This window comes from Ruegeria sp. YKSD179 (genome assembly GCF_059612885.1).
Genome location: NZ_JBXWRL010000026.1, coordinates 15281 through 31604, shown reverse-complemented (window position 1 = coordinate 31604; position 16324 = coordinate 15281). Strand labels below are relative to the sequence as shown.

7 protein-coding genes are annotated in these 16324 nt (G+C 52.4%); 4 read left to right on the top strand and 3 right to left on the bottom strand.

Annotated elements, in window-relative coordinates; translation table 11 throughout:
• Both AC2FNE_RS13570 and AC2FNE_RS13565 read right to left on the bottom strand, forming a co-directional pair.
• Nucleotides 1-955 (bottom strand): Wzz/FepE/Etk N-terminal domain-containing protein (locus AC2FNE_RS13570; protein ID WP_496805574.1); only part of this gene is annotated, 955 nt, incomplete at its 3' end.
• Nucleotides 952-1854 (bottom strand): ExeA family protein, encoded by a 903-nt coding sequence (locus AC2FNE_RS13565; RefSeq protein ID WP_170480117.1) that lies wholly within the window; start codon nucleotides 1852-1854, stop codon nucleotides 952-954. The genes AC2FNE_RS13570 and AC2FNE_RS13565, both read right to left, overlap by 4 nt.
• A 994-nt stretch (nucleotides 1855-2848) precedes the next feature.
• Between AC2FNE_RS13565 and AC2FNE_RS13560 the strand changes: the two genes are divergently transcribed.
• From AC2FNE_RS13560 to AC2FNE_RS13545, 4 genes are read left to right on the top strand one after another with little or no spacing between them, the layout of a single operon-like run.
• Nucleotides 2849-9271, top strand: coding sequence for a type I polyketide synthase (locus tag AC2FNE_RS13560; protein WP_496805573.1), 6423 nt, complete (start codon nucleotides 2849-2851; stop codon nucleotides 9269-9271).
• Nucleotides 9250-10260, top strand: coding sequence for a glycosyltransferase family 2 protein (locus AC2FNE_RS13555; RefSeq protein WP_170605713.1), 1011 nt, complete (start codon nucleotides 9250-9252; stop codon nucleotides 10258-10260). Before AC2FNE_RS13560 ends, AC2FNE_RS13555 begins: the two co-directional genes overlap by 22 nt.
• Nucleotides 10261-10262: 2 nt before the next feature.
• Nucleotides 10263-14885 carry a MupA/Atu3671 family FMN-dependent luciferase-like monooxygenase gene (locus AC2FNE_RS13550; protein WP_496805572.1) on the top strand — a complete coding sequence of 1541 codons (4623 nt, stop codon included), beginning with the start codon at nucleotides 10263-10265 and terminating at the stop codon, nucleotides 14883-14885.
• Complete coding sequence (locus tag AC2FNE_RS13545; protein ID WP_496805571.1) at nucleotides 14882-15559, top strand: 4'-phosphopantetheinyl transferase family protein; 678 nt, start codon at nucleotides 14882-14884, stop codon at nucleotides 15557-15559. Before AC2FNE_RS13550 ends, AC2FNE_RS13545 begins: the two co-directional genes overlap by 4 nt.
• Here AC2FNE_RS13545 and AC2FNE_RS13540 read toward each other — a convergent pair.
• A complete protein-coding gene (locus AC2FNE_RS13540) occupies nucleotides 15556-16173 on the bottom strand; it encodes a TetR/AcrR family transcriptional regulator (protein ID WP_170480110.1) in 618 nt (205 codons plus the stop codon). The genes AC2FNE_RS13545 and AC2FNE_RS13540 overlap by 4 nt on opposite strands.
• Nucleotides 16174-16324 lie beyond the last annotated feature (151 nt).

Sequence of the window (16324 nt, the reverse complement as noted above, 5' to 3'; positions counted from 1 at the left end):
GGTCCGCGAGTTGCAGTTCAAATGCAGTAATATTGGGTGCTGTTTCCGTTCCCAAGCCCAGTTTGATGTTTGCGGCCTCAAGCGCCGCGATTTGCCCGTCCAAAGATTTTATTCTGGGATGATCTTCTGAATAGATCACCCGAGCTGACGCCCGCTGGTCTTGAAGCTGTCGCAACTGCCGTTGCTCTGGGGTCAAGCTCTCCCCCAAAAAGTCCGGCCGACCTGTGCGTTCATATACTTCAACCAAACGAGCACGCCGGTCCCTCAGGCCAGATAATTCCCGGTCCAATTGCACCACGCGTTCCTGCAAAGAAGTTTGCCTGTTGCGTCTGTACTCCAGGCTGTCAGGCAGTGAATCCTTGTTGGCTTCTTGATACTCTAGAATCCTAGAGCCCTGTTCGGCTAGTTCCTGGTCAAGCCTAGCGACTTCTCCGACAAAAAACTCAAGTGTTTGACCGGCGACATCCGTCCGCAAAGCAGTATTCTGTTCGAGAATTTGTGCAACCAGATCATTGGTTACATCTGCAGACATTTCACCGCTAGGGGCGTCGAAAGAGACCGTTACAAAAAAGGCTCGGTCACGGTTGTTGTAAGTTTCCAAAGGGATTTGGATCGTGATCCGCTCTTGCATGTCTTTGACAATATTGTCAGGGGTTATGCTTGGATCGTCAGCATGAACTTCATAACGCTCTGATAAACTTAGTATATTTGATCTGGTCAACAAGCGCTGCTGAATAACCTCAAGTATCTCATATCCACTGGCCTGCACTGTTGAAGAGGCGAGATCACCGGGGATCTGAGGAGATTCAACGACCAATCTGGCCTCGGCGCGATACACCGGAGGGAGCGCAAACGCCAGTATTATACCAGCTGCGGCGCACCCAATCACAATCAACGCTAAATAATGGAAGCGCCGAAAGAAAAGGGACAGATAAAACCGTACTTCGCTCATCATGAAGGTTGTTCACTTTCTCTTGCGGGCAAATACGTGGCGAAGAATGCGCCATCGTCCAGAACCTTTTGCACAGTGTGCCCGACGACACTTTTGTTGCCCCGGGTGAAAGCATAGACCATTGAAAGGTCGCAGAGCTGATTCACCAAACGTGGCACACCGCCCGTCATCTCATAAATCAGATCGGTGGCGGCCCGGCTAAACATATTTCGTTTCGCACCGGCGACTGAGAGGCGATGACCAATATATTTTCGCACCGTCTTCGAATCCATTGAATGCAAGTGGAAGCTGGAAGCCACCCGTTGCGCAAATTGCCGCATTTTTGGGTGGCGGATCATGTCAAGCAATTCTGGCTGCCCCACTAAAACCAGCTGTAATAGCTCATCTTTATTGGAATTGATGTTGGTAAACATCCTGAGCTCTTCCAGAGATTCCGTACTTAGGTTCTGGGCCTCGTCAAAGATAAGAATGACCCTGCGCCCCAGAGAATACTGTTCGATTAGATAAGTTTGAAATTCCGCGAACAAATCGACGTATGTCGCGTCGAAAGGCGCAGGTTGACCTAGCGACATTAACACCCATCGCAGCAATTCTCCGCGATCACCATGAGCGTTCGAAACCAACCCAATCCTAACATCCTGATCAACGGACTTGAGGAGATGGTGAACAAGGGTTGTCTTACCCGAACCGACCTCGCCAGTAATCAAGGTTATAGGCGCGCGCGTCAGAATACCGTATTCCAGCATCGTAAATGCACGCTGATGAGACGCCGACCAATACAAAAAACTTGGGTCGGGCACGAGCGAAAACGGTCGCTCGGTCAAACCGAAGTGATCCGTATATATATCCAATGAGCTACCAGTTGTTTGGTTGCCAGGAATATGGCCTGAGCGAATGTTCAACTTTTTTACTCTTTTACTTACGGTGTAACCACATACCACACCGCATCTTTACGCCATCTTACAACAAAATTAGACGAGTTTGAGACGTCTGCCACGGATTTGATCCAGCCGATATGAACGCGGTCACAGAGTTGAGGCATGTTTCAAACTGCGATTCGCTCGGATTGGCCTGCTGGCGTTGGCAGATCACGCAACTTAATTTTGCATTGCACCTTGCTGCAGTCATTACTGAGCTCACCTGATAACAAACAATACTGCGACCTTGCAGAAAAGTCGCTCAAACTACTCGATTGGGTTATCAGCCTATGGTGACCGAAGCAACATAGTGAAAAGTCTTCTGTCAGAGGTGGCGGATCAGAAAAGACCATTTGTCACGGGCTATGTTCGGTTTTTAGGCAATCCCTACCACTGGGTAATCAGTTAGAAATTTTCGAGTTAATTGAGAAAATCACATAAAGTTTCGCAAACGAAAACCCTGCCAAATTTGACCGGTGATCTTGCCAACTTTGGCAATCAACGAAATGCGGCCTCGGTTACACAATGCAAGAATTCAACCCAATTCCGCCCTCAAAGAGCAATTGTTTCTCGATCATCTTTGTCAATCCCACCGATTCTTTCATAGTGGGTCAATTGATCCCAAAAAGTCTTCAAATAGCGTCAAACAAAGTTGGCAACTTGTCATTTCCGTCGACTGCCTCAACGATCTCGACCGGCCGATCAAACAACGCGACAATCAGTAGAAAAAGCAAAGACTGTCGCTTATAATGCAGCAAAATTACACCAGTCTGGGCTACGAAAAAATTTTGATGGAATGGCCATATTTCCGGCTTGTTCCTTGTTAAACTGCTGTCATTGGGATCAGTTTCAATTCGAAAGACTTAAGTTGAACAGTATTTGCTCACGCCAACCTAAAGACGCGATTTGGACCTTTGTAGTTTTTTAGGGTAAGCGTGACGCAGTGTGATGGGCGTTCTGGACACACTTGGTTATTGTTATGGATGGTTCAAAAGTGAGTATTGACGTTCGGGATGGCGACATCGCGATTGTTGGAATGGCAGCGCATTTTCCTGGCGCGGGTTCGATCGAAACTTTCTGGTCAAATTTGCGGAACGGCATCGAGTCGATCCGTGAAATTGACAAACAAACACTATTGGATTCAGGAGAGGCTCCGCACCTGCTTGAGCGCCCTGACTATGTCCCATTTGCCGCTCCACTCGACGGGTTTGATCAATTTGATGCCGAGTTCTTTGGCCTCTCACCAAAAGAGGCCGCAATTATGGACCCACAACATCGGCAATTGCTGGAAGTTGCTTGGGAGGCCCTCGAAAACGCTGGCCACCCACCCGAGAATTTCCCCGGCCCGATTGGCGTTTTCGCAGGTTGCGGGATGGGTAGCTACTTTTACTTCAACGTCTGTTCCAACCCGGATCTGGTCGAAGACGTTGGTATGTTCCTGCTGCGACACACTGGGAACGACAAGGATTTTTTGTCCACTCGCGTCAGCCACATTCTTGATCTTAAGGGCCCCAGCGTAAACGTTCAGACAGCCTGCTCGACATCATTGGTAGCAGCTCATTACGCCGTCCAAGCTTTGATGACGGGCGAATGCGACATGGCTCTGGCAGGTGGCGTCACAATCGAACTGCCGCAGAATCGCGGGTACATATACAAAGAGGGCGAGGTGCTGTCGCCAGACGGACAATGCCACGCTTTTGACCATCGCGCACAGGGAACTGTCTTTGGATCGGGTGCGGGAATGGTAGTATTGCGCAGATTGTCAGATGCCCTTGAGGACGGAGACCATATCTGGAGCGTGATCCGCGGGACCGCGATCAACAATGATGGCTCGGACAAAGCCGGCTATCTGGCACCGTCCGTGGATGGCCAAGCCGCGGCAATCGCCGAAGCACATCTTATGGCAGATGTAAAAGCCGACACCATCGACTACGTCGAGTGCCATGGCACTGGCACCTATCTGGGAGATCCAATCGAAGTTGCCGCCCTGACCAAAGCCTTTTCCGAAACATCGCAAAAGAAAGCTTTTTGCAGGTTAGGCTCGGTCAAAACCAATATCGGTCACCTTGATACCGCAGCTGGCGTCGCGAGTCTGATCAAGGCATCGTTGTCGTTGCACAATCGGCAATTGCCGCCCAGCCTAGGTTATGAAAAACCAAATCCGGCGATTGATTTTGATCACAGCCCATTTTTGGTCAACGACCAACTGACGGATTGGGTACCCCGAAACGGACCACGTAGAGCCGGTGTCAATTCGCTAGGTGTAGGCGGTACCAACGCGCATGCAATCCTGCAAGAAGCTCCCGCACGATCTGAATCGGACCAATCCGATTGGCCATTCCAGCTTTTGACTTTGTCGGCCAGAGGAAAAAAGGCTTTGGATCGGGGGTCGGAGTTGTTGACCGATCACTTACGCTCTCATCCAGATCAGGACCTTGCCGACATTGCATGGACATTGAAAGAGGGGCGGCGCGGGTTTGAAAAACGTCGGGTCCTCGTTGCAGAGAACCACGACCAGGCGATCGAGTTATTGCAGGAAAACGACCCCCGCAGAGTTTTCACGCATTCTGTGATCTCAGACAATCCGGAGCATGTGTTCATGTTCCCCGGAGGTGGAGCTCAATATGCCGGCATGGCACGGGACCTGTATGAGACAGAGCCGGTATTTGCAGACTGGATGGACAAGGGACTGGATATACTGCAGCCCATGTTGGACTATGACATTCGGTCTATCTGGCTGCCCGAGCCAGAGCAAAAAACCAAGGCCGAAGAACGACTTAAGAAGCCATCGGTGCAGCTGCCGCTTATAATGATCACTGAATACGCACTGGCACAGTTGTGGATGGCTTGGGGGGTTAAGCCTGCTGCACTCGTAGGGCACTCAATGGGAGAAAATACTGCGGCTTGTGTAGCTGGAGTCATGTCATTCGAAGACTGCATCGGCTTGGTTCATTTACGGGGTAAGTTGTTCGACACCGTGCCTGCAGGTGGAATGCTCAGCGTTCCATTGCCAGCGGATGAGTTGCGCCCATTGTTGGGTGATCATCTTGATCTAGGCGCTGTAAATGCACCTGGTCTGGCCGTTGCTACGGGACCACAGGCCGCGCTGGATGAGTTGCAGGAACGATTGGCTAAACTTGATGTCGACTATCAACGGATCCCGATTGATATAGCGGCCCATTCGCGGATGCTGGAGCCGATTCTAAAGGATTTTGGCGACTACCTGCGTTCAATCACTTTGAATCCACCAAAGATTCCCTTTCCTTCGAACCACAGCGGGACGTGGATTACCGAAGCTGAGGCTACAGACCCTGAATATTGGGTACGGCACCTTCGTGGAACAGTTCATTTCGCAGACTGCATTGGCACATTGGCGGAAAACCCTGAACGCATCTTTATTGAAGTCGGCCCAGGTAAAGCTCTTGCTTCGCTTACTGGCCAACATGACAAGGTCGATGCAAATCAGGTGATTGGAAGTTTACGCCACCCCGACGACACCGTTGCCGACGATGCGTATTTCATGGCCATGCTTGGACGGATCTGGGCATTGGGCGGTCGCATTGACTGGAGCCAGATTTGGGGAGAGGCACACCGCAACCGCGTTCCGCTTCCGACCTATGCCTTCCAGCGTTCATCTTATTTTATCGAACCCGGCAAGGCAGCAGCGGCAGAGTCCAAATCTCAGTGGTTGATGCGCTCAGAAAATCCCGAGGATTGGGGGTACCGCGTTGCGTGGACACCGCGATACGCAAATTGCGATATCGATGTCACAGGCGATCTGACCGACACTAAGGCTGAAAACTGGCTGATTTTTGCGGACAAGTCAGGATTGTGCGACCAAGTCGCGTCTCGCCTGCGCAAGGCAGGGCATTCGGTAACAACTGTTACAACAGGCGACGCCTTTGTCCGGACCGGCGACAATGAATACCGTATTGCCCCTGAACGAGGTCGCGAAGGATATCAGGCGCTTCTGGCCGATTTAGCTTCCCGTGATCGCAGCCCTACCCGGATTGTTCACGGCTGGTTGTTAACACAAAGCGAAAGCTTCCGCCCTGGCAGCAGCTTTTTCCATCGCAACCTTGAGCAAGGTTTCTTTAGCTTATTCTTTCTCGCTCAGGCGATCGGAGAAGAGGACTTGCGCGGACCGATTCACATGAACGTCCTTTGCTCCGGAGCTTTGAAAGTCAAGGACGAGGGCCTGCCCTACCCAGAAAAGGCTACTTTGACCGGGCCGGCCCGTGTCATCCCGCGCGAATACCCTGGTATCACCTGCGGTGTGCTGGACGTCGACCTCCCTCAGCAGGGCGACAGGCGCAAACCACCCGAGATTTCCGAAGACCTTTCAAATCAGGTCTTGGAAGACTTACTTGCTGAACCCGGTAACTGGACAGCAGCCCTTCGTGACGGAAAACGCTTGGAGCAAGGATACCGCGCGCGACTTCTACCCGATCCTGTGCCCGAAGATCTTCCGCTGCGTGACGGCGGCACTTATTTCATTACTGGTGGATTTGGTGGCATTGGCCTTACACTGGCTGAGGCACTTATCAAACGATGCGCCGCAAAAATTGTGCTTTTGTCCCGTTCCGGGCTGCCGCCGCGTGACCAATGGCCCCGCATTCTTGGAAACAGCTCTCCTCAAGACACCTATGTCCGCCGCATCCGAGCTATAGAACAGCTTGAAGCCGCAGGCGGACAGATCATGACCGTCACTGCAGACGTGTCGAACGTTGAGGAAATGCGGGCTGCTATAGAACAGGTTGGAAAGGAATTTGGCGCGATCAATGGCGTCATCCACGCTGCTGGCTTAATCGATGACGCGCCCATCATGACAAAGTCGATGATGGAAATAGAAGACGTTTTCACGCCAAAGGTTCATGGCACGCAGGTGATCGATCAGTTGTTTCCGGACGGATCCCTCGATTGGCTTGTACTGTTCTCTTCTACTTCTACGGCAACGGCCCCCATCGGGCAGGTCGATTATGTCTCGGCGAATGAATATCTTAATGCCTATGCCCGCTCGAGATCTGGTGACAAAACAAAAGTCACAGCAATTAACTGGGGTATCTGGTCCGATGTGGGCATGGCGGCAGACGCAATGGAGGCTAGAACAGGTGGTACGCCTGCTCCAAGCGAACCGACCGACGTCCCGATGCTGGATGAAGCGACATTCGACCGCGCAGGGAACCGGATTTTCACCGCGACTTACAACGCCAACAATCGATGGTTCTTGAACGAACACAGAACCAAGGCAGGCGATGCACTAGTCCCAGGAACCGGATATCTGGAAATGGCCACCGAAGCGCTTAGCGTACAGGGCGAACTCGCACCGTTTGAAATTCGCGACCTTTACTTCCTGCGACCTCTGGCCGTTTCCAACACTGAACATCAGAAAGTCCGGCTGCGTTTACCTCGCAGTGACGTCGGGTATGATTTTGTTGTCGAAAGCGCGGCAGAAGATTCAGCATTTGAAATGAACGCCCAGGCCAGTCTGTCCTTGATGCCCTTGGCCGAGGTCGAACCAATTGACATTTCTGCAATCGCCGCGCGGTGCGCAGAGGCCCGTCATGCTCCAGAAGGGGGACGTTTACGATCCTATCAGGAAGCGCATCTGGCTTTTGGTCCGCGGTGGAAAGTCCTGACATCCGCGGCAATTGGTCAAGCAGAAGGGCTTGCCAGACTTGCGTTAACCGATGATCTACGCAGCGATGTGACGGACGGGTACCAATTGCATCCAGGATTGATGGATCTGGCAACCGGCTGGGCCATGGCGCTAATTGAAGGATACGAACCCACTCATTTATGGGTTCCGGTGTCATACCGATCGATCCGCGTGTATCAACCCTTGCCCGCCGAAATCGTAAGCTGGGTTCGTAACGCCGGAGACAACAGAGCGGACGGCGAAGTTGCCAGTTTCGACGTGACGATAGCCACGCCCGACGGATCGATTTGCGTAGAGGTCGAAGGGTTTTCTATCCGCCGGATGGAGGACACTGCCGGATTTGCATCTTCTGAAGCCACACCCGCTCAATCCGGTGAACTGGATACGCCTGCCCCACTGTCGCCAGCCGAAGAACGCCTTCGCCACAACTTGTCTCAAGGCATTTTGGCCAGCGAAGGTCCCGATTTGTTCTTCCGTGCTTTGGCTTCAGATCAGTCACAAGTAATCCTGTCTTCTCTCGATCTTGTCGGCTTGATCGATCAGGCGGGTGAAACCACCGCTGATAACACCGGGTCCGACCAAAAGTTCCAGCGTCCCGAATTGGATTCGGATTTTGTTGCTCCGGAAAATGATATCGAGGTTCGTTTAGCAGGGTTTTGGCAGGAATTGCTTGGTGTCGATCAGATCGGGGTCGAAGACAGCTTCTTCGATCTGGGCGGTCATTCCTTGATCGCCGTGCGTCTGTTTGCCCAAATTCGCAAAACGTACAATGTGGACTTTCCAATCTCGGTTCTATTTGAGGCCCCTACAATTCGTAAATGCGCCGAGCTTATTGCCGCACGTGGGGTTCCAAAAGAAGGCGACGAAAAGGCTGCAGACGATGCACCTTCTGCCCCTGAACGCAGGTTCACCCATCTGGTGCCAATGCATAGCGGAGAAGGTGGTCCGAAAACGCCATTCTTCTTGGTGGCAGGCATGTTCGGTAACGTGCTGAACCTTCGACATCTTGCACATCTTATCGGCACTGATCGTCCGTTCTATGGGCTCCAGGCTAGAGGCCTATATGGCGATGAAGAACCTCACCGCGATCTGCAGGAAGCGGCTCGCGACTACATCGCTGAAATACGTCAGGTCCAGCCACGTGGGCCTTATATGCTGGGTGGTTTTTCCGGTGGCGGAATTACAGCATACGAAATTGCGCAACAGCTTACGGCTGCAGGCGAAGAAGTCAGCTCTCTGGTCATGTTGGACACGCCTTTGCCTGTGCGGCCCTCAGTAACCCGTCGTGATCGCATGATGATCCAATTGCTCGAGTTGCGCGAACGTGGACCTGCTTACCCCGTCGAATGGGTCAAAAACCGAATTGCGTGGGAAATGCAGAAGCGTCAACCGGGTTCAACTGCCGAAGCCGACGGCCAGCAGTTCCATGATGCCGCTATCGAGGAGGCGTTCCTTGAAAGTGTGGCTGCATATCCGCTTAAACCTTGGTCGGGTCCACTTACCCTTTTTCGCCCGCCACTGGTCGGTAAATGGCAGGTCGCTCAGGATCGTCTAATCAATCACGAACGGGACTATATCACCCACGACAACGACTGGACACCATGGGCGCCCAAAATTGAGGTGTTTGAAGTCCCCGGTGATCACGACTCGATGGTCTTGGAACCAAATGTGCGGGTTCTTGCCTCTAGAATGAAACAATGCCTGGATGAGGCCGAGAAACGATGTCTGACCCCCGCCTCCTAACAATACTCCTGAACTACAAAACGCCAGAAATGACCCTGCGCGCGGCTGAAGCCGTTCGCGCGGCAATGGAGGGTATAGATGGTGAAATGATTATCGTCGACAACGACTCAAAGGACGGTTCGTTCGAAGAAATCTTAGGCCAGGTCACCAAACTGGGCTGGGACAAGGACGGCCTGGTCCGGGTCATTCAGTCAGGTCACAACGGCGGATTTGGCGCAGGTAACAATGTCGGAATCCGCTCAGGCCTGAGCGACGGGACGCGACCGGATTATTTATACATAGTAAATTCGGACGCCTTTCCAGCGCCTAATGCCATACGCTTGCTGCTGGACCATCTGGAAGCGACGCCAAAGGCAGGTTTTGCGGGTAGCTATATTTATGGCGAAGATGGCGATCCGCATCTGACTAGTTTTCGCTTTCCGTCAATTGCCAGCGAATTTGAAGGTGCAATCAATTTCGGACCGGTCAGCCGATTGCTGGCTGATAAGGCTGTTCCCGTCGCCATTCCAACCGAAACACAACCAGTAGACTGGCTGGCAGGCGCAAGTTTGATGATGCGCGAAAGCGTGCTTTCCGAGATCGGCGTCTTTGACGAAACGTTTTTTTTATACTTCGAGGAAACAGATCTTTGCCGGCGTGCCGCACAGGCGGGTTATAGAACCGATTACGTGCGCTCGAGCGAAGTCATGCACATCGGTTCAGCGTCTACCGGAATGAAAACCTGGAAACGCGTACCGGAATATTGGTACGATTCGCGCTTGCATTACTTTGTAAAAAACCACGGTGCCCTATACGCGTCAGCAGCGACATTTGTGCATTTGCTCGGAGGTTTTTTACATTGGCTGCGATGCCTGATAACTCGAAAGGATCGCGGCGTTTCACCCTATTTTCTATCGACCTTACTTTGGCATGATTTGCGTGCATTCTTTCGCGCAGCGCTAAACCTGAACAAAAGGGCCGATACTGCAAATCCTGTTGTTGGAGAGTAACTATGTCTTTTACCACTGTCTTGATTGGCCACGAATCTCTTGTAATTCAATGTGGTACGATGCTGCGCGAAGCGGGTCATGGCATTCAGGGAGTGGTTACTCGGAACGAAGACGTCAGAGCTTGGGCCGAAGCTGAATCCCTACCCGTTTACACGCCTGGCCCGGATCTTGAGGAACGCCTCAAAGACGTTGCTTTTGACTGGCTGCTCAGTATCGCAAATCTCGACCTGCTGCCGCAAACCTTGCTTGACCGAGCGAGCATAAGCGCTGTCAACTTTCACGATGGCCCTTTGCCTCGTTATGCCGGTTTGAATGCTCCGGTCTGGGCTATTTTTAACGGAGAAAGTCGCCACGGCATCACTTGGCACATTATCTCGGGCGGTGTGGATGAAGGCGATGTCGTTGCGCAACGTTTGTTCGACATCGATGAGGCAGAAACAGCCCTGACACTGAACGCAAAATGTTATGCTGCCGCAATAGAAAGCTTTCCGGAGGTCGTGTCGGTGCTGGCTAGCGACAAACCGGCACTGGCACCGCAAGATCTTACTCAGCGTAGTTATTTCAAGCGGGACGCCCGTCCTGCAGGCGGAGCCCGGTTGGACTTCGAAAAACCGACCAAAGAATTGACCACACTGGTTCGGGCACTGGATCACGGCGAATATTGGAACCCACTTTTCAGCGCCAAAATCGAAAACAACGGCAGGCTTTGGTTGGTCGGAAAGGCCGTCGCCGTAGCGAATGACACGTCAGACGTCCCTGGCACAATTTTAACTCGTGAGGAAGACAGTCTGACAGTTGCCACAAGTGACGGCGCCATAAGTCTAAGCGGGTTTCGCGATTGCTTCGGCGCCTCGGTTTCCGCCGATGCGGTAGCAAACGGCGCAACGGTTCTGTCTTCGCCCACTTCGGCAGATGCCCAATTGATCAACGCTGATTTGATTGCGGCGTTGAAGTCCGAACCATATTGGCGGACAAGGCTGGAAAATATGTGTCATCCAGAAATTCCGTTGATCAATACTGCGGCGGAGTCTGGTGCGCCGCGCATGCAAACTTTGCACGTACCGAAAGGTCTGTCCGAGGGACAAATCAATGGAGCGTTAGCCGCATTGCTATGTCGGCTCGCAGGTGCACATGTTCTGGACGTGGCCCAAAGAGTTTCCGAGGATAGTATCTACCTCAACTCCTGGGTGCCGGTTCGGTTCAATTCTGGTACAAGTTTTACCGCAGCAAGTGCTGAGTTTGACGCCGAGCGAGCGCAGGTTTTGGCACGTGGGGCATTCGCCTGCGACCTTCCAGCAAGGATCCCGGCTGAAGTCCAGACGCCGCGCATTGGCCTTACATCTTCTGTTGCTGCGGGTTTGGTGCCTGACACCAGTCTGACGCTGGCTCAGAACGGGGATCAGGTTGTCCTGATGGTGGATGGTGGGCATGTTAACGAATCAGCACAGCGCCTGTTATCGGCCCGACTGGAAAGCCTGTTGGAGGTATTGACTCAACCCGGCATGGCGCAAAAAGCCGTCGATGAACTGCCCATCCTGCCTGACCCCGAGCGTCATCAGATTATGTTGGATTGGAACGAAACAGAGCAACAGTACGACCAAACCTCTTGTGTTCATCAATTGTTTGAAGCCCAAGTAAAAAGCACCCCGACGGCCGAGGCCTTAGTCTTTGAAAATAGGACATATACCTACACGGAACTGAATTCAGAGGCGAACCGCGTGGCGCATGTGCTTCGCGACATGGGAGTTGGCCCGGGCAGTTTGGTCGGTGTTCACACAAAACGATCACCGGAACTGCTTATTGGGGCGCTGGGTATTCTCAAGGCTGGTGGGGCCTATGTTCCGATCGACCCTACCTACCCTTCTGATCGCATAGCTTTGTATCTTGAAGACAGTGGAGCTCAGGTTGTCGTGACCGATGCTGAGTTGGCGACAGAGTTGCCACCGCATGAGGCACAGGTTCTTGCATTGGATATTGACCCGCGGATTGCCGGTGCGCCTACTGAAAATGTCGACAGCGGCGTGAACTCAGACGATTTGGCCTACCTGATCTACACCTCCGGGTCGACCGGCCGACCTAAGGGGGTAATGATCGAACACCGCAATGTTTCAAACTTCTTTACTGGCATGGACGGGCGTATTCGTCACGACCCTCCTGGTGTTTGGTTGGCGGTAACCAGCCTCTCGTTTGATATATCTGTTCTTGAACTTTTCTGGACCCTCGCGCGCGGGTTCAAAGTCGTTCTCAGCGACGACGAGAACCGGACACTGGTCGCTGGTGATGCGGATTACTCCAAGGCTATCACCGGGCGCGGGATGGATTTTAGCCTATTCTATTGGGGTAACGACGATGGAGTTGGACGGGACAAATATAAGCTGCTTCTGGAAGGCGCACAATTCGCAGACCAGAACGGATTTTGCGCTGTTTGGACCCCTGAAAGACACTTTCATGCTTTTGGCGGACCCTATCCGAACCCCTCTGTCACAGGCGCCGCAGTAGCCGCCGTCACAAACAACATAAGTGTGCGCGCGGGCAGCTGCGTTGCGCCCTTGCACCACACTGCAAGAATTGCCGAGGAATGGGCTGTCATTGATAACTTGACCAACGGGCGGGCCGGTCTAGCCATCGCGTCCGGCTGGCAACCGGATGACTTTATTCTCCGGCCCGAGAATACGCCGCCAGAAAACAAACCTGCGATGTTGGACTCGATCGCAACCCTGCGGCAGCTCTGGGCTGGTGAAACGGTAGAATTCCCAACAAAGTCTGGTGAAATGCACGGGGTAGTTACACAGCCACGCCCTGTTTCCAAAACTCTGCCAATTTGGGTAACGACAGCCGGAAACCCCGATACATGGCGCGAGGCGGGCGCTATCGGAGCCAATGTGTTGACGCATCTTTTGGGTCAAAGCATCCAAGAAGTCGCCGGCAAAATTGGCATCTATCACCAGGCTTTGCGAGAGGCTGGTCATGATCCCAAGGACTTCACAATCACTCTAATGCTGCACACCTTCGTGGGCGATGAACGTGAATCTGTGCGCGAAGCTGCTCGCGAGCCGATGAAAGACTACTTGAGGGCGGCGGCAGGGCTCATCAAGCAATATGCATGGGCTTTCCCAGCGTTCAAAAAGCCAAAGGGCGTCACCAATCCATTCCAATTGGATCTAGGCAGCTTGTCCGAAGACGAATTGGAAGGGATTCTGGATTTTGCCTTTCAAAGATATTTTGAAGACTCGGGACTGTTTGGAACAGTGGAAGACTGTTTGAACCGAGTCGAAGAACTGAAACGCATCGGTGTCGACGAAATCACTTGCCTGATCGACTACGGCATTCCAGTTTCGCAGGTCTTGGATGGCTTGCGACCGCTGGCAGAGGTGTTGCGCCTTTCCAACAAAGAAACCGCCTTGGACGACAGCGACCATTCCATCGCTGCGCAGATTATCCGCCATAAGGTCACTCATATGCAGTGCACGCCTTCCATGGCGCAAATGTTGGTATTGAATGACGAGGCGCGTTATGCTCTTGGTCATCTGAAACACATGCTGATTGGTGGCGAGGCCCTGCCAGGCGCGTTGATTTCGGAGCTAAATAAGATCTCGCAAGCCGACATTCAAAACATGTATGGCCCAACCGAAACCACTATCTGGTCGACAACTGAAATGGCGACACCCGTTGCAGGGGTTGTAAATGTCGGAAAGCCGATCGCAAACACGCAGGTTTATGTAGTGGACGATGCGATGTCACCGGTTCCCATCGGCTCGGTCGGAGAGTTGTTTATCGGAGGTGCAGGAGTCGCCCGTGGCTATTGGCAACGAGAAGACCTGACGGCAGAGCGGTTTGTTCCTGATCCTTTTTCGAATGTTCCGGGCGCACGTTTATACCGTACAGGTGACCTTGTACGCTGGCGGCCAGACGGCAAGCTTGATTTTCTGGGTCGGGCGGACCATCAAGTAAAGTTGCGCGGTTACCGCATCGAGTTAGGCGAAATAGAAAGCCTGCTGGATGCCTGTCCCGGCGTGCGTCAGTCAGTTGTTTTGGCTCGAGAAGACACGCCATCCGTAGTTCAGCTTGTGGCATATATGGTTACAGATGGGCCGGTATCGGATTCGACGTTGCGCACTTCGCTTTCTGAACAACTTCCCGAATTCATGGTTCCTTCACATTTCGTGAAACTTGAACGCTTTCCTTTGACGCCAAACAAAAAAATTGACCGCAAGGCTTTACCTGCGCCTGCACCGCGTCGGGTAAGCGCACCGGCCGACGCGAAACCGGCGCTGAGCGGAAGTACCCAGCAAATGATTGCGGCAATCTGGGAACGTATCTTAGGCGTTTCCGGCGTTACGGCCAGGGACAGTTTCTTTGACCTTGGAGGGCATTCTCTTCTTGCAGTTCAAGCGCATCGTGAAATTCGTGCGGAACTGGACGTTCCAACACTAAGTATTACCGATATTTTTCGTTGCCCAACATTGTCGGCATTGGTCGAGGTCGTGAAACAGAAAACCGGCGGAACTGTAGAAACAAAGCAACCAGAGGAAACAGCCGAAGCCAAAGCCGAACGTGCTGCTGAACGTCAGGATGCGATGACAAGACGACGGCAGATGCGAGCGCGCCGCCAATCTTCTGTATGACGGATTTAGCTGCAATTTCTGGCTTGGTGCAGCAAATACTGGGTACAGAGTTCGGCGTTGCCGCTACCGATCCGAGTTTACCAAGCCCTGCGTTGTTTCCGGAAGAGGACGCAGCGATTGTTAGAGCCGTTCCAAAACGACGCTTGGAATTTGCAGCAGGTCGAGCAGCAGCCAGAATGGCAATGTCACGGATTGGTCTACCCCCAAAAGCGGTTCCAAAGGCGAATGACCGGAGCCCTATCTGGCCCGAAGGCCTTGTTGGTTCAATCACCCATTGCGAAGGGATATGCTTATCGGTGGTGGCGCGAACACACACCGCGATTGGCATAGGGATCGATATCGAACACAACACCGATTTGTCACCCGACCTGGAAAACGTAGTGTGCAGGCCCGACGAAGTTGCTTGGTTGGACCAACAGCCATCAGATTATCGCGGAGCGATGGCCAAGTGTTTTTTCTGCGTCAAGGAAAGCGCTTATAAAGCCTTATATCCGATAACGCGCAAAGTGATCGGGTTTTCAGCGATGCACGTCAGTTTCAACCTTGACGGCACTCAGTTTTTAGCAAAAACCGCTGGTAGCAAACCCATGAACGGTCACGTCATTCGGTTTCCTGGACATATAATTTGTCTGACAGTGATCCCCGTAGAGGACGAGGCCATAACGAGGTGCTAAGTGCCGTAACGGGCCATGAACATGTCAACAGCGTTCGTCGCAATTTCGTTTATCTCTTGTTGCGTAAACGAATACTGAATGCCAAACACTGCTCTGTTCCAAATGCGTGTCTTACATAACTCGGAAAACTGTGCTGCAGCGATCGGAATATTATCGATTGCCAAATCTCCTTTAGCGACCGCTTTTTCAAGATAATCCGCCATATGCCGTTGGCCGTTCTTTGGCCCGGCTTCGTAGAAAATTTTGCCAAGTTCAGGGAACCGGTCGCGTTCAGCGACGCAAATGCGAAATACCTGTTGTGAAAACTCTGATACCAGAAAACCAGTTAATTGTGTTGCTGCTATCATAAGAACTTCACGCACAGGCTTTGTCTCGTCGATCATCGAGATGACACGCTCGGCCATTCTGCTGCATTCAGTTCTGGCGACTTCGACAAACAACAAACGTTTGTCAGGGAAATAACTGTAAAGTGTCGCCTTTGAAACGCCTGCCGCTCGGGCGATGTCGTCGACACTTGCCCCTTCAAAGCCATCCGCCATGAAAACCTCGCGCGCACCTTGTAGGACCTGATCGAATTTTCGGCCCGTCCTTAGAATGGTGTCTGCGTGGGTCATGCTTTCTCCTGAGCGTATCTTCCTGTCGAATTTATAAACCGATTGGTTTAGATTCAACGATTCTAAAGAGCGGAAGCAAACTTCATGGAACATTCCTAACAGATTCGTTCAGACAAAATCCCATGTCTTGAAGTCCCCGCGATCTGTGCTA